This window comes from Algibacter sp. (assembly GCF_029245835.1).
Classification (GTDB): domain Bacteria; phylum Bacteroidota; class Bacteroidia; order Flavobacteriales; family Flavobacteriaceae; genus Algibacter_B.
This window is the reverse complement of sequence record NZ_JAQWOO010000059.1, coordinates 82,646-102,102: the sequence shown is the minus strand read 5'-3', so window position 1 is coordinate 102,102 and position 19,457 is coordinate 82,646. Positions and strand designations below refer to the sequence as shown.

At 33.1% G+C, this 19,457-nt stretch carries 12 protein-coding genes and 1 pseudogene; 6 read left to right on the top strand and 7 right to left on the bottom strand.

The features are described 5' to 3' along the window. Nucleotides 1-647: 647 nt before the first annotated feature. Nucleotides 648-800 carry a transposase gene (locus tag P8K68_RS14930; protein ID WP_366143741.1) on the bottom strand — a complete coding sequence of 51 codons (153 nt, stop codon included), beginning with the start codon at nucleotides 798-800 and terminating at the stop codon, nucleotides 648-650. A 369-nt stretch (nucleotides 801-1,169) separates the two neighbouring features. Here P8K68_RS14930 and P8K68_RS09765 point away from each other — a divergent pair. Beyond that, nucleotides 1,170-1,256 (top strand): annotated as a pseudogene (locus P8K68_RS09765) (hypothetical protein); the annotation flags it as partial. Between the two features lie 64 nt (nucleotides 1,257-1,320). On the opposite strand, the gene P8K68_RS09760 reads toward P8K68_RS09765, so the two are convergent. The 4 genes from P8K68_RS09760 to fbp all read right to left on the bottom strand — a co-directional run bounded on the left by P8K68_RS09760 (nucleotide 1,321) and on the right by fbp (nucleotide 5,950). Continuing rightward, nucleotides 1,321-2,367 (bottom strand): GntR family transcriptional regulator, encoded by a 1,047-nt coding sequence (locus P8K68_RS09760; protein WP_300250172.1) that lies wholly within the window; start codon nucleotides 2,365-2,367, stop codon nucleotides 1,321-1,323. Between the two features lie 186 nt (nucleotides 2,368-2,553). Beyond that, nucleotides 2,554-2,712, bottom strand: a complete 159-nt coding sequence (locus P8K68_RS14925) for a hypothetical protein (protein WP_366143742.1) — start codon at nucleotides 2,710-2,712, stop codon at nucleotides 2,554-2,556. A 476-nt stretch (nucleotides 2,713-3,188) separates the two neighbouring features. After that, nucleotides 3,189-4,718: a sulfatase gene (locus P8K68_RS09755; protein ID WP_300250169.1), complete on the bottom strand. Its 1,530-nt coding sequence runs from the start codon at nucleotides 4,716-4,718 to the stop codon at nucleotides 3,189-3,191. Between the two features lie 224 nt (nucleotides 4,719-4,942). Then, complete coding sequence (gene fbp, locus P8K68_RS09750; RefSeq protein ID WP_300250165.1) at nucleotides 4,943-5,950, bottom strand: class 1 fructose-bisphosphatase; 1,008 nt, start codon at nucleotides 5,948-5,950, stop codon at nucleotides 4,943-4,945. A gap of 576 nt (nucleotides 5,951-6,526) precedes the next feature. On the opposite strand from fbp, the gene P8K68_RS09745 reads away from it, so the two are divergent. Beyond that, a complete protein-coding gene (locus P8K68_RS09745; protein ID WP_300250163.1) occupies nucleotides 6,527-8,977 on the top strand; it encodes a T9SS type A sorting domain-containing protein in 2,451 nt (816 codons plus the stop codon). Nucleotides 8,978-9,290: 313 nt separating this feature from the next. Here the strand turns inward: P8K68_RS09745 and P8K68_RS09740 are convergent, their stop codons facing one another. Both P8K68_RS09740 and rhaM read right to left on the bottom strand, forming a co-directional pair. Beyond that, nucleotides 9,291-10,646, bottom strand: coding sequence for a transposase (locus tag P8K68_RS09740; RefSeq protein WP_300250160.1), 1,356 nt, complete (start codon nucleotides 10,644-10,646; stop codon nucleotides 9,291-9,293). 252 nt (nucleotides 10,647-10,898) lie between these two features. Next, a complete protein-coding gene (gene rhaM, locus P8K68_RS09735) occupies nucleotides 10,899-11,213 on the bottom strand; it encodes an L-rhamnose mutarotase (protein WP_300250156.1) in 315 nt (104 codons plus the stop codon). 375 nt (nucleotides 11,214-11,588) lie between these two features. Between rhaM and P8K68_RS09730 the strand changes: the two genes are divergently transcribed. The 4 genes from P8K68_RS09730 (at nucleotide 11,589) to P8K68_RS09715 (ending at nucleotide 19,434) form a co-directional block, all read left to right on the top strand. Then, nucleotides 11,589-12,152, top strand: a complete 564-nt coding sequence (locus tag P8K68_RS09730; RefSeq protein ID WP_300250149.1) for a hypothetical protein — start codon at nucleotides 11,589-11,591, stop codon at nucleotides 12,150-12,152. A 6-nt stretch (nucleotides 12,153-12,158) separates the two neighbouring features. After that, nucleotides 12,159-13,526 (top strand): T9SS type A sorting domain-containing protein, encoded by a 1,368-nt coding sequence (locus P8K68_RS09725; RefSeq protein WP_300250145.1) that lies wholly within the window; start codon nucleotides 12,159-12,161, stop codon nucleotides 13,524-13,526. A 173-nt stretch (nucleotides 13,527-13,699) separates the two neighbouring features. Beyond that, nucleotides 13,700-16,099, top strand: a complete 2,400-nt coding sequence (locus tag P8K68_RS09720) for a T9SS type B sorting domain-containing protein (protein ID WP_300250142.1) — start codon at nucleotides 13,700-13,702, stop codon at nucleotides 16,097-16,099. A gap of 212 nt (nucleotides 16,100-16,311) precedes the next feature. Then, the gene (locus P8K68_RS09715) at nucleotides 16,312-19,434 is read left to right on the top strand and encodes a TonB-dependent receptor (protein WP_300250139.1); all 3,123 of its coding nucleotides are present in this window, start codon (nucleotides 16,312-16,314) and stop codon (nucleotides 19,432-19,434) included. Nucleotides 19,435-19,457 lie beyond the last annotated feature (23 nt).

Genomic DNA, 19,457 nt, shown 5'->3' with positions numbered 1-19,457 from the left:
TTATATGTTGATTAGAGATAGTTAAGAATGAGTTACGTATCTCTTATTATGGATTTAATATAATGAGTTTAATTTGATATGATTTCAGGAATTTTTACTTGGTCATTAAGCTCATAACCCGAAGGTCACTGGTTCGAGTCCTGTTCCCGCTACTAGTAAAATTAAGCCTTTTAGGAAACTGAAAGGCTATTTTTATTTCAATGGGTACAGAATAGGTACAGAATTTTTCTATTTATCTTCGAGTTAATAGTATTTGATTTAGTTTGATTTCGTTTAGTAGTTGATAAGAGATTTTTGTTTCTGAAAATTAAAGTAGATTGGTGGCAAGGATACTTAAATTCTTTTTTCAACATAAAACAGGCTTAAATGATTATTAAGGAAAAATTAAAACCTATATTATGAAGGCATGGTGGAATTGGTAGACACGTTAGACTTAGGATCTAATGCCGCGAGGTGTGGGAGTTCGAGTCTCCCCACCCGTACAAAAAGCTGCCATTTTATATTCAGGTACAACATAGGTACAACATTTTGTAGTTTTTATTGGCTTAATTTAGAATAATTGATTTTAAATATATTTTACATCAAAAGCTATTATTTTCCTATTCACATAATAATTTTTGTTTATTGATGACTTATTTAGAAAATAATTATCTTTTTTGATGCAAGTCTATTTTACGCCAATAATAAATGCTACTCTTATTGACTCCTAATTCTCGAGCTAATTCTAGAACGCTCCTTACTAATTGATTCTCCTTTAAAATCTTGACAATCTGATTCTCGGTAAATTTGGTTTTTTTCATTTAACAGTTTAAAATTTAAAATTAGTAAATTCGAATTTTATGCTGTCCTATTTTTTGGAAGGCTACAGTAAGTCTGAATATTCATTGTTTGTCTAGAAATCTGTTCTCTATTAATGATTTTTTTTCAAATTTCGATTTCAGCTCTTTATTAGATAGCATGAAGAAAGTTAAAAGGAGTTTCAGTAAAGCCTACTTGAAACTTTAACTTTTACCTGAAGATATTGAAAAAATAAAATAACGATATAAAACATTTGAATATGTATATAGTTTTTGGCAAGCGAAACAATCATTGGGAGTGTAGGGGATTAAGTAGACTATCTGAAAAAGGAAAGTATTGATAAAAACTGCCTACTTTAGGAATCATTCTTTAATCAATATCATGATGAGATTAGAGCTGAAGAAGTTAACTCTCAAATAGATGGCAACACTACAAAACTAAATAAGTACTGGCGATAATTAATGAGTGGAAATTCAATTGAAGGAACAAAAAAGAGTGGTAGGAAATTTATTATAATTTTGACTAAATAGAATCCCTATCAATAAAATTAAAAGGGGCTTTTATCAAGCCTTTCTGTTTACTTAATATCTTCTGTGCAGCAACTTCACCCATAAATTTAAAATCGGTAGAGACTACCGTGATTCCTAAAAGATCTTTTAGTGGAGTATCATTATAACTTATGACACCAATTTCCTTTCCTAGTGTAAATTCATCCTCTCTTATTTGTTTAATAAGATTTACTAGATCGGATTCTTCTATAGTCACAAAGAGATCTCCACTTTTTAAAATAGTTTCTTCATAAATACGATCTAAAATTTCAAAATCCAACTTATGCTTAACACAAAACTTTCTAAAACCATGTAATATTCTTTTTGGATAAGGGTATATGGCTCTATCAGGGTAAACTAAAAATATTTTTTTATAATTTTTAATTTTATTCAACCCCTCTTCTAAAGCATTGTAAATATCATTTTCAAAATCTTGATAAACTCCGATAATTTCTTCCTTACCAGGAAACTTTAAATTATCCATGATTATCAATTTATCTTTAGGAATGGAATTAATTACATTCAGTACAGCCTTAGTATAGCTAATATGCTGAAGCTTTTCGGTTTTAAAATGTGGCATGATAACGAAGTAATCATAAGCAGACTTATACTTTTTTATAAGGTTTAAAAAAATCGACTCATCACAATGATATATATGTAAATCTACATGTGCTTTAGGTTTAATACATGATAAAAAAGAATTATATATACTCATTTTATAAGAACTCATTTTATTCACTAAAAATAAAATGTTAATTTTGGATAGCAATTTAGTTCTTGAAATATAATATCCTTTTCCCCTTATTGAAGTAATGATATTTCTTTCTTTTAAAATGTTGTAAGCTTTTTCTACAGTATCTCTTGATAAGTAAAACTCTTCACTAAACTGATTTATTGAAGGTATTTTTTGATCCATTACAAAGTTCCCTACTGATATATTATGAATAATCAAATCGATTATTTGTTGATATTTAGGAACTCTTGAATGTTCCTGAATTTTAATAAACTTAATTATGTCCATTTATATCGATATTTATAAAATGAATACCAAAAAAACGAAAATTTTCTCTTTTCTCAAAGCAAAATAAAAACTATTTGATTTTAGAAAGCTGAATGAATTCCTAAAGTTCATAAGCCATTTCTGTACTACCGCCGAAAATTACAGCTCTTTCATGTAAACTTTTTGGTTCAATATCTAATATTCTTTTTAAACCAAAGACCCAGCATCAACTTGTTTGTTTACTTTTCGCAAAAAATCTTCTATGGTTATATCTGATCCCAAAGGAGTAACCCTTCGGTAAATTAAAAAAATCGTTCCAACGGATACATTTACATCAATGTTTGAAGAACCATCTAAAGGATAAATAACAGGACATATTTGTTCTGATTATTCTTATTATCTATTTTAATGAAATCTTCTTCTTCACTAGTAAATCCAAAGAGAATATTTCAGTTAATAAAAGTAGATTTGAATACTTTATTGATATAAATATCAAGCTTTTGTTGCTCTACACCTTGAATGTTAACATTGCCACTAGCACCAATAATATCCACGAGACCAGCCTTTTTTTACATCATGGTTTGCAATTTTGTTTGCTAAACTTATATTGAATTAATTATTTTTAAAAGTTCTTCCAAAGAATACATAAAGTCTTTATGGTTTTTAATAATAAGTTTTCCAAGTGCGAGCTTATTGCTCATCGTAATTTAATTTGTTCAATTATATGTTTGTTGATTAAAAGTATCTTGAAAATCTTGATTAAACATTTTATAATTAAGGTTAAAGTTTACTGTTTTTAAGGAAAACTTAATATTATAGCTTATAGTTAGGTCATACAATATTTAGTAGCTTGGATATTTTTCAATAGGGAAATCACTTTGTATTCCCATTCTACTTTCCGCATTTGGATTATAATTTGGGTTTTTAATGGGTAATAAACCTCCAATATCAATTATATGATTCTCAATCATTACCTTTAATTTTTCGACTAATTCAGGATATTTATTACTTATATCATTTTTCTCTCCAATATCTTTACTTAAGTCGTACAGCTTAAAACCATTAGTCCTATTTTCTCCTTCACCATATTCCTTTATGAGTTTATAGTTCTCGTACCAAACAGCAGTAGAAGGTACATTATGTGTTACAGGAAAATAGTGTGGAAAATGGCTGTAAATTGCTTTTCTTTCTAGGGGTTTGCTTGATTTTAAATGATTTAAAATGCTAATACCATCGACAATTTGATTTGGGTTTACTTTTGTATTTGTAGCTTCTAATAAAGTAGGATAAAAATCTATACTTTGTATCATTTCATTAGAGGTAGTGTTTGGTTTTATTTTACCATTCCAAACCACAATACATGGCACTCGAACTCCTCCTTCATGAATATTGGCTTTGCCATAACTCAAAGGATAATTATTTGTTGGATATTCTCCATTTACTATATTATACATATTACCACCGTTATCTGAAAAGAAAACAATAATGGTATTTTCCATTATTTTAAGTTCTTCTAATTTGTCCAGCATTCTGCCTAGACTTTCATCCATTTTCTCTATCATCCCGCCCATAATTGGGTTTTTTTGCATTCCTCGAGGATCCTTTTTCTTTTTGTATTTATCAATTAAACTTAAAGGAGCTTGAAAAGGCGCGTGTACTGCAAATTGCCAAAAATTTAAATAAAATGGTTTGTCCTTATGGTTTTCTATGAAAGTAATTGCTTCATCAGTAATACGATCTGTTATATATTCTTTATCTTTTTTATCTGGCAAAGTACTTATATTATATGGGGAAAAGAAATTTGGTGGTCCTGGATGATGCCCACCTCCAATATTAATATCGAACCCTTGGTGTTCTGGCCAATATTCTTCATGACCGAGGTGCCACTTGCCTATATGAGCTGTTGTGTAGCCATTAGTCTTTAAAGCTTCAGGCAATGTAAACTCTTCTAGAGGCATAAATGAACTAGATGTTGGACAAGCTACTTTCATCCAAGGTGCTCCTCTCTTTGCTTCTAAATTTTTATTTGGATTTGGTGGAAGATGACCGGCTGCAGATGTCAAACCATATCGCCCAGGATGAGAACCCGTTAAAATACTTCCTCTTGTAGGAGAGCATAAGGCATTGGCTGCATATGCTCTTGTAAATCGCATTCCCATATTAGCCAATCTATTTATGTTAGGCGTCTCATAATATTCACTGCCATAAACTTCAGAATCCATCCAACCCATGTCGTCAACCATAAAAAATATGATGTTGGGCTTGTCATTTGAATTTGCTGTTTCTTTACCTTTAACATTAGTTCCTTTGCATCCTAACATTAGAAAGTAAACCAATATAAAACTGATTTTTTTAAGAGTTGATTTTGTCATAAATTTTAATTTATAGTTAATCGCTTTTTTTCAATTACTTGATATTAATCTTCTTAAATGCAAAAGCTAATAATTATTAAATAGATAATATGTTGTTTTGTAGCTCATGTATTTAAGTTCTATTCTAAATAGAAAACATTAGTAAAGTCTTAGCTAAGGCAAGATTAGTAACACGGATAATTCCAAAAAGACAGAATTGTTTTTTCATAATATACTTATTTAGATTAATGTATTTCCTCAGATGAGACTATAAATTCTTTAACCATATCAACCATTTCTGCACTTCCGCAAAACATTGGAGTTCTTTCATGAAGGCTTTGAGGGTCAATATCTAAAATCCTTAAGGACCCATTTATAGCTTTCCCTCCAGCTTGTTCTGCAATAAACGCCAGTGGGTTGCATTCATACATCAGTCTTAGTTTTCCTTTAGGATTTTGTATGGTTTTTGGATACATATAGATGCCTCCTTTTAGCATGTTTCTGTGAAAATCTGATACAAAGGAGCCTATATATCTAAATACATTTGGGGATTCTTTTTTTTGGGTTTGAAAGTGTTTGATGTAACTTTTAACTCCTTCTTGGAAATAGGGGAAATTACAATGATTAACAGACATTATGTTTCCAGAAGTAGGGAATTTAATATTGGGGTGTGATAAATAAAACGTTCCTAGAGAAGGGTTAAGTGTAAATCCATTAACCCCAAATCCCGTCGTGTAAACAAGCATAGTTGAAGTACCATAAACAATATATCCCGCTGCTACTTGCTTATTACCTTTTTGTAAAAAATCTTCTGTTTTTACTTTTGATCCCAATGGAGTAGTACGTCTATAAATTGAAAATATAGTTCCCACAGAAACATTAACGTCAATATTTGATGAACCGTCAAGAGGGTCAATTAAAAGAACATATTTATTGTTGTGATTATTTCCCTCAATTTTAATGTAATTTTCTTCCTCTTCGCTTGCAAAGCCACATATAATATCTCTGTTAATCAGTGATTTCTTAAAAACTTCATTAGCATATATATCTAATTTTTGTTGCTCCTCACCTTGAATATTTACGTCTCCCGTTGCTCCAATAATATCAACGAGTCCAGCTTTTTTTACTTCATGATTTACAATTTTACTTGCTAAACGTATAGAGTTTATTAATCTCGAGAGTTCACCTGAAGTGTACTTAAACTGTTTTTCATTTTCTATAATAAATTCTCCAAGTGTTGGCTTGTTGCTCATTATTTATAACTTAAAAAGGTAGTAAGAATTAGAATTTTTTAGCAATTTTAGCGTATAAAGATGATTCGTCCATCCTGTATAATCCTGTATGAACTTTTTTTGCTCACATTTAAATTAGTTGGTACAACCCTTTTTGTAATTTATTAAAGGATTATTTTCATTCAATGACTGATTCTTTTTGAGTCATTGCAATTAAAAATTAGTGTCAATATTTAATCTAATTTGTGCTACGGTGAAGATTACTTAAAACACAGAGCCTTAATAATTAGTTGCAATTTTGAAATTAAGAATATCTGATAGTTAGAAAGATTTTCGACAAATCAGTATATTTTAATAATACTTCAGGAAGAACTATCGGATAGCACAGGAAGTTATTGGTGAATGTTAATCATTCACTTACAGTTAGTTGTGAATTTCATAGAAAAAATTCACATTTCAGCGAATTTTTTATTTAAAGCATGAAAGTACAGGACAATCCTTATTTACAATTCCAATTAATTTGTTAAGATCGATTGCTTATTTTTTGTAAATCAATTTATTGCAAGCGAATTAAAAACTATTAAAAACGAAAATAAGATGAAAACAAAACTACTTAAGATTACGTTGCTATTTTTATGTATTGTCACTGCTGTTGGCAGTGTAAATGCCCAGTCAACAATTTATGTTGATGGTAATCTCGCTACTGGAGCTAACGATGGTTCTTCTTGGGCCAATGCAATTCGTTTAGGGCGTATGGTTCAGTTAGCAATTAATGCGTCTGCCAATGGCGATGAAATTAGGATTGCCAGCGGTACCATTACGGATGACACTTCGATTACAATTAATAAGGCGGTTACTATTACTGGTGGTTATGACCCTAGCTCGGATACACGTACTGGCATTACTACTTTAACGGGAGTTAATACTGCTCGTCGATTAGTGATTAACGGTAGTTTGGCAATCAGTTTAAATTATCTAATAATTGAAAATGGCGGAGGGGCAAATGCAGGAGCAGGTGCATTACTCCAGCCAGGTGCAACACCAATATTCAATGATGTTCAATTTGTAAACAATAGCGGAACTAATGGTGGTGCTGTGAATGTTACAAGTACTGCTTCTGCAACGTTCAGAAATACCGTGTTTTCGGGAAATAGTGCATCAGGCAATGGTGGGGCTGTTTTTGTTAACCCCGCTAATTCTGGAACTATTAGTTTCACCAATACTGTGTTTGTAAATAATTCAGCTACAAGAGGTGGAGGTATAGATAATGTTAGTGGTGCTACACTAAACATTGCGGGCTGTTCTTATTTCGGCAATACAGCAACTAATGGTTCTGGTATGTTTTTAGGAGATGGTTCTGGCGGTAGTAGTTCTGCATTAATTAACAACACCGTATTTTATGGAAACCTTGCAGGTGGTATTCCCCAAGCCTTTAATACTGCTGATTTCACAAAAATCGCAGGCTCCTCTAATATTGCTTCAGATGTTGCTGGTGGTATAAGCGCAAATTCGTCCAGTTTTATTTCATTAACTACAGATCCCTTTGTAGATAGTTCAGATTTAGATGGTGCAGATAATGTATTCGCTACATCAGATGATGGCTTGTTTCCCGATACAGGCACTGCTTTGGTCGATGCAGGAGACAATAGTCTTAACGTAGAACTAACAGATATTACTGGTGCCAATAGGGTAGTAGGAACTATTGATGTTGGTGCCTATGAAGGAGGTACTAATATTTCTCAACCCATAATTTATGTTGATGGCAATCTTACCACTGGAGCCAACGACGGTACCTCTTGGGCCAATGCCTTTCGCATAGGCCGTATGGTTCAGGTAGCAATTAATGCAGCTGCCAATGGCGATGAAATTAGAATTGCCAGCGGCTCTATAACCGATAACAGCCAGATAACCATAAATAAGGCGGTTTCCATTACTGGTGGTTATGACCCTAGCTCAGATACACGTACAGGCATTACTATTTTAACGGGTGCTAATACTGCGCGTCGATTAGTGATTAACGGTAGTTTGGCAATAGACCTAAATTACCTTATCATTGCGAATGGTGGTGGAGGAAATGAAGGAGCAGGAGCGTTACTCCAAGCCAATGCTACACCAACGTTTAATAATGTTCAATTCATCAACAACACCGGATCCAATGGTGGTGCTGTGAGTGTTGCTAGTGGCGCTTCACCCAACTTTACCAATGTTGTGTTTGCGAATAATAGTGCAACAGGCAACGGTGCAGCTGTTTTTGTTAGTGGCACTAATTCAGAAATTATTTCGTTTACAAATGTTTTAATTGCCAATAATTCGGCTTTAAGAGGTGGAGGTATAGATAATCTTAGTAGTGCTACACTTAACATTAAAAATGGCACTTTTTATGGAAATGCAGCAAATAATGGTTCGTCTATGTTCTTGGGAGCAAGTAGTGCTGCAATACTTTATAACACTGTCTTTTATGGTAACCTTGCTGGGGGTAGTCCTCAAGCTTTTAACGCTCAAGATTTCACCATTATTACAGGTTCATCAAACATAGCGTCAGATGTTCAAGCAGGTACGTCTATAAGCGATAATAGTTCAAATTATATTGCTTTAACTGCAGATCCTTTTACAGATAGCTCAGATCTGGATGGTGCAGATAATGTATTTGCTACTGCAGATGATGGCTTGGTTCCTTCTGATGGCGGAGCTCTGGTAGGGGCTGGTGATAATAATTTAGAATCAACTGATATTACAGGAGCAGCTAGAATAACAGGAATAATAGATATTGGGGCATATGAATCACCATATACCTTAAGTACTGAAAATGTTAGTAAAGATGATGTGACAGTTAGATTATACCCAAACCCAGTTATTGATGTTTTGAAAGTGAATGTATTAGGGCGTAATATTTCTAAAATAGAGATATATTCCATTTTGGGGAAACGCGTTTTGAGTATTGATAAAAGACAATCCATTAATGTTTCTTCGCTTACACCAGGGGTTTATATTTCAAAAATTTACGGAGACAATAATACAATAGCTACAAAACGCTTCATAAAGCAGTAATAGGGTACTCAAAAACATAAAAAACACCAAAGGAGCTGCCTGCAAATTAAAGGTGACTCTATTTTTAGAATGAAATTTTTGAATAGATATAAATTGGAGTTGTTCCTGCTAATGTTTTATAGCACTATTATTTATTTCATTTTTTAGGCGCATTCAGAATTTAGCCAAGTTTTAGAATGCAGATCTAAAAAATCCAAGATTTGATTGATTTTCAAGTCTTGGATTTTTATTTTTCAAAATTTTGATTGTATAGTTGGGTTTTGAATTAGGATTGAACGCACTTATCCAATGTTTTTTATAAAATCAATGATTTTTAGGCAGCTATCTGACTTTTGATGTCTTGTATTCTGCGGCCAATGGCTAAAGCATTGGCAGTATGTATTCCAAAAAATATCCAGAGTTTTTCTGTGAGTTTTGTTTTCGCTTTTATCTTCTTAAGATGATAGTGTTCTTTTTCTTTTCCAAAACTACCTTCCAATCTTGTTGCTCGCTCCTTGGTTATTAATGCTTTCAGCTTCTTTTCTTCTTTGTAATCTTTAGGGAGCTTACCTTTGCGCTTAAAGTCGGTTTTGATGTTGTTTTTGGTAACAAAATTTCGGTTCTTATTAGTAGCATAAATAGCATCCGCTCCCAGTATCTTTGTTTTTACTTTAGTAAGTGATTGCGCTTTATAAACAGTACTCTTAAGTCTTGTTCCTTCATTAAAGGCATTAAAACTTAAATGCTCTATAAAATTGATGCCATCTATTTGAAGCTTGTTTACTTTCGCTCCGAATTCCACAGGTTTCACTTCTTTTCCCCTTACAATGGGTCTTAGGTAACCCTTTTGGATACTGACAATCCTGTTTTTAGGAGATACACCAGTATCAAAGTATTCTTGCTGTTGTGTATGTACTTTTTTTATAGTAGCTACTCGTCTATAGTAAGTTGCCCTAAACTTTAAATTATGTGTAGCGCAAAGTTCTTTTTCAAAGGTTATAAGTTTACCTAGTAAGTGCAATAAGGACCTTGTCAATGGTTTTCTTTTTTTATTGGTTTTTCTACGCATTTTACTAAATCCTAAATAACGTTTCTTCCATTTTAAAAATTTAGTGCGCATCATTTTTACACCTACAAGCTTACAGGTTTTTTTGAGCTGCCCATAAAGCCAATCCACGGCTTCCCATAATAATTTTTGTGGAGTGGGATAACGTAGTTCGCTCTCATAACAGGTAGCATCTACTGTAATTTGACCTTTGCTATCTATATGAGGACTCCAGTGATTGTATAAAACTTTTTCTAAAGCATCAATACGGAGTTTATCAGCTAATTCACAGCGAATCTGGCTCACTATTTTATAGTTCGTTAAACGGTGTAGCCCTAAATGGATATCACAGAAAAATTGATAATCAATATTACTATTAAGTTGTTCTATAAGCTTTTTGTCTGAACAACAAGCATAATGTTTCAAGAACATTAAGGCGATGCGCCCTTTTGGGCTGAATAGCATTTTTGAACCCATTGCTTTTTCTGAAACATTTATATTCTCAACTAAAGATTCCCAAGGAATCGCTAGATGGATTTTACCCAAATCACTCTCCAGAAAACGGGTGTAAAAAGCATCAAGATTTTCCGTAGCAGATAAAAATGAAAAACTATGCTGAAACTCACTAATTCTTTGTAAATTCATGTTCAAGGTAATAAGAAAACCCCGTTTTTGGCTCTCTATAGCTGGTTTCGGGGTTTTTGATTACCTTAATTTACAACAAAACCCTTGTATTTGCAAGGGTTATGGGTATTATGAATGTGCCTTTTTATTTATTTATGTAGGTCAATATATGCGCTTTTTAAAAAAACATAAATTTGAATATACTTGCTTTTATTCAACACTATATTATTGTTTCTATTTTATAAATTATTAAGGTTTGTTTAAAATGTAATTCTATTTTAAATAAAAAACACTGATTAAGTTTTTGGATATTGGACTGTTATCTGAATTGGTTTCCATTATATCTTTCATGTATGTCCACCATTTTTGGCAAATTTCGGTTTTGGATATGGCTTGCCATTGTATTTCAGATTCAACCTCTACATAAGCAAATAGTGTGTTATCTTCGTTGTCAAAAAAAATATTATAGTTGTGTACACCGTGGTTTTTTAGAGTAATTATTAAGTCGTTCCAAATGGGATTGTGTCTATTTATGTATTCTACCATTTGATTTGGGTAAAGTTTCATTTTAAATGCCTTTCTTATCATAACTTTTTATTTTTCTGTCGATTTCTTTAAGTATTAATCAGGCACGATTATAGTAACATCTATTGCCTACCAATACCTATCCCTGTAAAAATATATTTTTAAACTGTTCTTTCTGTCTTGTAGTGTACTGTACTCAAATGAAATACAAGAAATGAATTTTTATCTTTTCATTAAAATAAGCAAAAGGCATTGTCCGATAATTGGAACAAAAATCCTCTTTTATAAGAAGCTAAACATAAAATTATTAACGAGCAAAACTCAAAATATCGTTTTTAAATTTGTCTTATTTTAATTATACAGTATAGTGCAGGATAGAGGCTCTAATTTTTCTTTGTATTATTACTTAATTTAAAAACTAAATAAAATTTAATTAAAATGAAAAATGGTAAATTAAAGATTGCTTTATTGGTACTAACTATAACTGTTATGATCAATAGTTTAAATGCTCAACAAGTATATTCGTTTGATAAAGATCTTGAAAATTGGAATTCAAAAACTCCGGCACCACCAGTACCAGTATCTACTGCTATTTCCTGGGAAAAAGGAACGGACAATAATAAAGGTCTTGCAGTCTTACAGCCGAGGGAAAACCCTCAAAATCCTGGAACTACCGCAACTATACATACGGTAGTCTATGCTCCTAGAAACAATGGTGAATTAAAAATAAAGGAGTATAACTATTTAAAAGTTACCTTGAAAAATAAAACAGATGGTAATGTGCTGCAAGTAGGTACTAAACCAGATGCTAAAGGGTCAAAATGGTCGACTCAGAACTTGCGAATTTCTACTCAAGATTCAGAATTTAAAACCTATACTTTTACATTGGATCAGAAATTGAAAGGAGAAAATGTGGATATAAAAATTCTTGTTGCCCAAACTAAGGGGGAATGGACAAAGGATACAAAAGTTTATATAGATAAAATCGAATTCTTAAAATAATATAAAATGAAAAAAAACTACTTTTCTTTGGGTTTATTAATGCTTGTTACAATTTTAAGCGTTAATGCCCAATCTATAATTTATGTAGACGCTAATCTTACTACAGGAGCTAATGATGGTTCTTCTTGGGCAGATGCAATTCGCTTAGGGCGTGTGGTACAAATTGGTATTAATACGGCTACCAATGGCGATGAAATTAGAATTGCAAGTGGCTCTATTACAGATGACACTCAAATTACGGTTAATAAGGCGGTTACCATTACTGGTGGGTATGATCCGGGTTCAGACACACGAACAGGATTCACCACTCTTACGGGTTCTAGTGCTGCAAGACGATTGGTGATCAATGGAAACTTAACAATTGATTTAAATTATCTAATCATTGAAAATGGGGGTACAACAGGTGCTGGTGCATTAATTCAGACTAATGCTTCACCAACATTTAATAATGTTATATTTCAAAACAATGCAGGCACCAATGGTGGGGCAGTAAGTATATCAGCAGGTGCGGCTCCTTCTTTTAAAAATGTCGTATTTTCAGGAAACAGCTCGTCAGGCAACGGTGCGGCTGTTTTTGTTGATGGTACAAATTCAGAAACTATTTCATTTACCAATGTTGTATTTGCCAATAATACTTCCTCATCTAGGGCTGGAGGTATCGATAATCTTAGTAGTGCTACCTTAAATTTAAATTCTTGCACCTTCTATGGTAATACAGCAGTTAATGGTTCTGGTATGTTTCTAGGAAGCTCCAGTACGGCGGTCATAAATAATACCGTTTTTTATGGCAACCTTTCCGGTGGTAATCCGCAAGCCTTTAATGCTCAAGATTTTACTAAAATTTCGGGGTCATCAAACATAGCGTCAGATGCTCAGGCAGGTACGTCTATAAGCGATAATAGTTCAAATTATATTGCTTTAACTGCAGATCCATTTACAGATAGCTCAGATGTAGATGGGGCAGATAATGTATTGGCCACAGCGGATGATGGTTTGTTTCCTGCAGAAAATGGTCAGTTAGTTGGTGCTGGAGACAATAGCCTTAACTCCGAATCAGAAGATATTACTGGAGCAGTTAGGGTTAACGGAACAATAGATGTTGGCGCATATGAGTCTTCATTTTTGTTAAGTATTGATGCTGTATTAGAAAACTCAAAAGTAACTTTGTTTCCAAACCCAGCTAGTAGTGAGTTAAATGTGGAAACAGCAGCTAATATTTCAAAAATAGAGATTTACTCTGTGTTAGGAAAACGAGTATTGAGTACTTCTAAAAGTAAAAGTATAGATGTTTCTTCTTTAGCTCCAGGAGTTTATATTTCTAAAATTACAAGTGATAATGGTTCTGTACTAAGTAAGCGTATCGTTAAGAATTAAAAAAAATGAATATTTAATAATATAGATAAGGCTGTCATTTTATGGCGGCCTTTTTGTTTAAAACAGAAACTTATCAGATTACCTTAAAAGTGCTCTTAATAATATAATCGCCTTTAGTTCTTAATCTATCAATAGTGTTTAATAGAAGTTATAAGACGAAAACTATAAAAAGATTGTGCATAATTTTAGTTATTTTATGTACCTCTCAAGTAAAGGCTCAAACTCCTTTATTCTCTGCAATCCCTGTTAGTGATGAAGGAGTTAACAATAATATTGGAAATGCCAATACAAGTAGAAATGTGGCCATTGATAGTGAGGGTAGTATTTATGTAGTTTATACAGGAAACAAAGGTATAAGAGTTGCCAAAAGCGTGAATAGAGGGCAAAGTTTTTTACCTAGTGTATCTGTAACAACATTTAATGCAGAACCAGAGATTATTATTAATGATCAAGATATAGTTTTCATAGCTTGGGTTGAGTCTGGAAATATTATGCTAAGCAGGAGTGTTGATGGCGGTATATCATATAGCATGCCTGTTATAGTAGGTGCAGGTCTTGTTTCGGTGCATATCGCAGTATTTGAGAATCACATTTATTTGGTTGATAAATTTGGCGAATTTGTATACTTTAATTCAAATAACGGACAAGGAGTTTTTAATGCAACACCGTCTATAAAAAATATCTTTACAGATATTAGGGTAGATCAAAACGGCGTGGTTTATTTACCATCAGACAACCCCATTGTTTCCCTATATAAAAGTATGGATGAAGGGTTTTCGTTTTCTAGGGTAGGTTTACAACCTGCCATATTAACATTATTCTCAAGTTATGCTTTAAGTGTCGGACCCTGTGGTACTTATATTTTTATAGGGGGCAATGGAAGTCTAGGTTATAAAATTGATGTATCTAATGGTTTTACTTCTTCAATTAATTTGGGAAACAATACTTTTACAAATGGAGGAAGAACGCTTTTTGCAGATCATCGAGGCACATTAATAGATGGATATCAAAATAGATTTGGAGAATTAGTAATGAATATTAGTAACGATCAGGGACAAACATTTGGAGCGCCTATTGTAGTAGCTACTGGTGGAAGTCATAATATCGCTAGAAACCATATTACAGAAGATATTGTAGTTGCCTATGAACAAAATGGAGCTATTTATGTTTCTGTTTATGATAACTTACTTAAAAGCATTTATATAAACGCACCTATTCCTTTAGAGGTCTGCATTGGTAAAACATTAACTATTCCTTATGAGTTATCTCCAGGTTTTAGTTCTAGTACTCAATTATCATTTTATATTAGTGACGCTTCAGGAAATTTTGAGAATAAGGTATTGATTGCCTCCGTAATGAGTAATACAAGTGGCAATGTTGACGTGGTTTTACCACTAGATTTATTGCCAGGGGATAAGTATAGGGTTCAAATAGAATCTGAAGCGGATTGCACTCAAAGTAATAGTGTACCTTTAATCGCCAATCCTTTACCATCAGTTCCGTTTTTAAGCCATAATGGACCTATTTGTGAAGGAGAAAATGCTGTTTTTTCCATAATTGCTACTCCCGAAACCGAAATATTTTACACTTTAAATGGTACAGATGCTAACTCAGCTGTTACTGATGCAACGGGAAGTGTATCCATAACTTTAACTAACACAATAACAGACCTTACATTACAATTAAATCAAGCTATTCACCTAACAACAGGATGCAGTAGTAGCCTTAATATTAGTGAAACAGTTATTGTTTATCCACTAGAAGAGGTGATATTTGATTTTTCAAGTGCTATAATGTGTATAAATACTAATGGTTCAGAAGCGATTGATTCCCCTCCTATGTTAGACACTTCGCTAAATAATTATGAGTATAGTTTCAACTGGTATATAGATGGTGTATTACAACCACAATTTCAAAATTTGTCGTCAATAATGCCATCTCGAGGAGGTACTTATCAAGTAGAGTTCACTTCGCTAATAACTAATTGTACTAACGTTAGCCAAATTTTCATAGTTTATGAAAGCACACCTCCGGTTTTAGAAGCCCAAGTTGTTTCTGATGCATTTGCAAATAATCACATAATTGAAGTTAAAGCAAATAATACAGCATCTTATAATGCTATTTCAGAATATGAATTTAGTCTAAACAATGGCAATTGGGTTTTGGGTAACGGTAGTCGTGGAGGAGCTTATAATTTTGTTTTTGATCAAGATGTAAAACTAGGTGTTAACCTTATAAAAGTTAGAGATGTAAACGGATGTGGTATATCTGAAATTGAAATAATTGTTATGGATTATCCTCATTATTTTACACCTAATGGAGATGGTATACATGATACGTGGAATATAACGGCACCTAAATGGCCAACTAATTATTTGGCCACATCTAAAATATATGTTTACGATAGGTATGGTAAACTCTTGAAGCAATTATATCCTAACAATGCAGGGTGGAATGGCACCTATAATGGGTATAAAATGCCTGCTAATGATTATTGGTTTGAAGTGTTTTTTGTGGATCCTGTAGATAATAATGAAAGGCGTTTTCGTGCACATTTTACCTTAAAACGTTAATCTTATATAAAGTGTCTTTCAATTAATTTTATTATAGTTATAATTTTTTAGAAAATTAATTGATTCTATTTTTATAAGTACGGAGATGTTTTATCATTGATTCCAAACAAAATGTTACTAATACAGTATAGTGCAGGATACAAGTTTGAATTAATCTGTTTAAAATTGTGTATTGGAACAAAAAAATTCAAACTCAATTAAACTAAATTATTATGGAGCAGACATTTGGTCTTAAAAAATTAAGGAAACTATTAATAGTTACTTTTAGTATTTTATCTATTACAGCTTTTGCACAACAAAGTGGTATTAGTGGTACAGTAACTTCTCAATCAGGTCTCCCTTTACCTGGTGTTAACATTTTGCAAAAGGGTACAGGAAATGGTGTGGTGACCGATTTTGATGGAAAATATCAAATTAAATTAGTCTCAGGAAGCCGTACACTTGTTTTTTCTTACCTAGGCTTTGTTACCCAAGAAGTTGCTATTGGTGATAATATAACTTTAAATATAACATTGGAGGAAGATACTCAAAAATTGGATGAGGTTGTTGTTGTTGGGTATGGTACTCAAAAGCGTTCGGATCTTGTTGGATCGGTGGGATCAGTTAAGGGGGATGACCTTGCTGTTACACCTGTTCCAACTTTTGATCAAGCGCTCCAGGGAAGGTCTGCGGGGTTGCAAATTACTAGTGCATCAGCTGAACCAGGAGGAGAAGTCAATATTAGAATTAGAGGAAATAATTCAATTTTAGGAGATAATGCACCATTGGTAGTAATTGATGGTTACCCCATGCCTGTTGATACAGAAGCTTCATCGGCAGGTGCCGGTGATGGTAACCAAACAGGCTCCAACATTTTAAGTTATTTAAATCCCTCTGAAATAGAATCTGTAGAAATTCTAAAAGATGCCTCTGCAACAGCGATTTACGGATCTCGTGGAGCAAATGGCGTTATTATGGTAACTACCAAAAAAGGAAGTTACATGCAAAAAACAAAAATAAATTTTAGAACCGAAACGGGTTTCAATGAAGTGTCAGACTTTCCAGAATTTGTTGATGGGCCGACCTACGCACAATGGAGAAATGATATAGCTGTAGCAGAAGGTAATAACCCACCTTATGACGGCAATGAAAGGCCTTTAGCTGAAGATGCTCCTACAACAGATTGGGTTGATAGAATTTTAAGAACTGGGGTGAATAAAAACTATCTGCTTTCAGTGCGTGGTGGTGGTAATAGATCTCGATACTTTTTGTCAGGTAACTATGTTCAGAACGAAGGAATTCTTAAAGGGACAGATTTTTCAAGAGGAAACCTAAGACTTAATATCGATAATAATTTAACTGAAAGATTGAGTACAAGTACCTCAATAACTTATGTGATTACTAAGAGTAACAGATCAGGCGAGGGCTCTGGAGCAATTATTAACTCCGGTTCAATATTTAGAGCTTATACAAACAATCCAGCAGCCACTCCAGATGACCCAATTGACCAAGGAGACGGTCTGAATAATTTTTTCAATGATCCACTTAGAGAGTTGGAAGACACAAGAAATGAAACGTATAATAAAACTTTAATATTAAATCTTTTAACAAAATATAATATTGCTGATGGTTTAGATTTCAATTTAACAACTGGAACGAATAGTTTAAATAGTAGGAGAGAATTGTTTTTCCCTAGAACAACTCGTTTAGGGAATTTATATGGATCTCGTGCAGTTTATAATACTAGAAGCACTAAAAATTACCTAATAGAATCTTATTTAACTTACGTTAAAACACTCGCTAAAAAACACAATATAAATGCAGCTGGTGGTTATTCATGGCAGATTAATGATTCACGCTTATTAAATACTCGAGTTGAAAACTTTCCAGTAGATGTTTTGGAAACGGATAATATTGGTCTAGGTTTAAGTCCTGCCATACCAACAAGCGCAAGAATTGAAAGAATTCTTAAGTCTTATTATTTAAGACTAAACTATAATTTTGACGATAAATATTATTTGTCTCTAACAGGAAGAGCAGATGGCTCAAGTGTATTTGCACAAAATCAAAAATGGGGTTATTTTCCTTCTGTAGGATTGGGTTGGACAGTTTCTAACGAATCGTTTATGGAAAATGCTAATTGGTTATCTAATTTGAAGTTAAGAGCAAGTTATGGTATTACAGGGTCTCAGTCTATACAGCCTTTACAATCTCTAACGCTACTTGGTACTTCAAATGCAACTATTGGAGATATATTATATTCTGGTTTGGCGCCTACTCGATTAGGGAATCCTGATTTGGAGTGGGAAAAAACCACCCAATACAATGCTGGAATAGATTTAGGATTTCTAAAGAACAGGTTTACCGCCAGTGTAGACTATTACGAAAAGACAACAGATGATTTGTTGCTTAATTTTCCTTTGCCAAACTCTGCTGGTTTATCATCCATTGTAGCTAATGCGGGAAGTATGGAAAATAAAGGGTTTGAGGTTACAATAGGTGGTTATATTATTGACACAAATAAATTCAAATGGAATACTAATATCAATTGGAGTAATAACAAAACAAAAGTTTTAAGTTTAGGGTCTACCGATGCTGATATATTTGGTCCGGCACCAGCAGTTAACATTGTAAACCAACCCTCTAATGTGATGCGTGTAGGCGAGCCCTTTTCTGCACTATATGGTTACAGAGTAATTGGGTTATTACAAGAAAGTGATTTTGATACTAACGGAGATCCTTTAGAAGGAGTTGCAGTTTTAGGAGTTAATCCAATGCCAGGTCAATACAGATATGCAGATTTAGATGGAGATGGTGTCATCTCAGCATCTGATCGGGATATAATTGGCGACCCAAATCCAGATTTTATTTTTGGTTGGAACAATGATTTTAGATATAAGCGGTTATCATTGAGTGTATTTATTCAAGGCTCAATAGGTAATGATTTAATGAATATTGACAGAATGTTCTTTGGTTCGGGTAGGTACGTGAATAATGTCTATCAAGACTGGTTTGCTAATCGTTGGACTCCTACTAATCCAACAACGAATACGAGATATGTAGATAATGGAAATATTCAAGATTTTATGCAACCCAATTCGGCGGTTGTTGAGGACGGTTCTTATGTTCGTTTAAAAAATGTGTCTTTGAGCTATCAAATTAATACAAAAGATATTAAGCTAATAAATGCCATGAGAGTTTACGCTACGGCAACCAATTTGTTCACAATAACCGATTATTCGGGTCCAGATCCAGAGGTTAACATAAGAGGTGGAAATAATTTAGCTCAAGGTATTGACTTCGCTTCATATCCTAGAGCCAAAACTTTTACGCTTGGAGTTGGTATTCAATTTTAAGTGAATTCCTAAAACAGTTAAAA

What these genes read in the sequence shown, in the direction of transcription:
- P8K68_RS14930 (WP_366143741.1), bottom strand. Translation starts at nt 800, where the DNA reads ATGAAAAAAACCAAATTTACCGAGAATCAGATTGTCAAGATTTTAAAG.
- P8K68_RS09760 (WP_300250172.1), bottom strand. Translation starts at nt 2,367, where the DNA reads ATGGACATAATTAAGTTTATTAAAATTCAGGAACATTCAAGAGTTCCT.
- P8K68_RS09755 (WP_300250169.1), bottom strand. Translation starts at nt 4,718, where the DNA reads ATGACAAAATCAACTCTTAAAAAAATCAGTTTTATATTGGTTTACTTT.
- fbp (WP_300250165.1), bottom strand. Translation starts at nt 5,950, where the DNA reads ATGAGCAACAAGCCAACACTTGGAGAATTTATTATAGAAAATGAAAAA.
- P8K68_RS09745 (WP_300250163.1), top strand. Translation starts at nt 6,527, where the DNA reads ATGAAAACAAAACTACTTAAGATTACGTTGCTATTTTTATGTATTGTC.
- P8K68_RS09740 (WP_300250160.1), bottom strand. Translation starts at nt 10,646, where the DNA reads ATGAATTTACAAAGAATTAGTGAGTTTCAGCATAGTTTTTCATTTTTA.
- rhaM (WP_300250156.1), bottom strand. Translation starts at nt 11,213, where the DNA reads ATGATAAGAAAGGCATTTAAAATGAAACTTTACCCAAATCAAATGGTA.
- P8K68_RS09730 (WP_300250149.1), top strand. Translation starts at nt 11,589, where the DNA reads ATGAAAAATGGTAAATTAAAGATTGCTTTATTGGTACTAACTATAACT.
- P8K68_RS09725 (WP_300250145.1), top strand. Translation starts at nt 12,159, where the DNA reads ATGAAAAAAAACTACTTTTCTTTGGGTTTATTAATGCTTGTTACAATT.
- P8K68_RS09715 (WP_300250139.1), top strand. Translation starts at nt 16,312, where the DNA reads ATGGAGCAGACATTTGGTCTTAAAAAATTAAGGAAACTATTAATAGTT.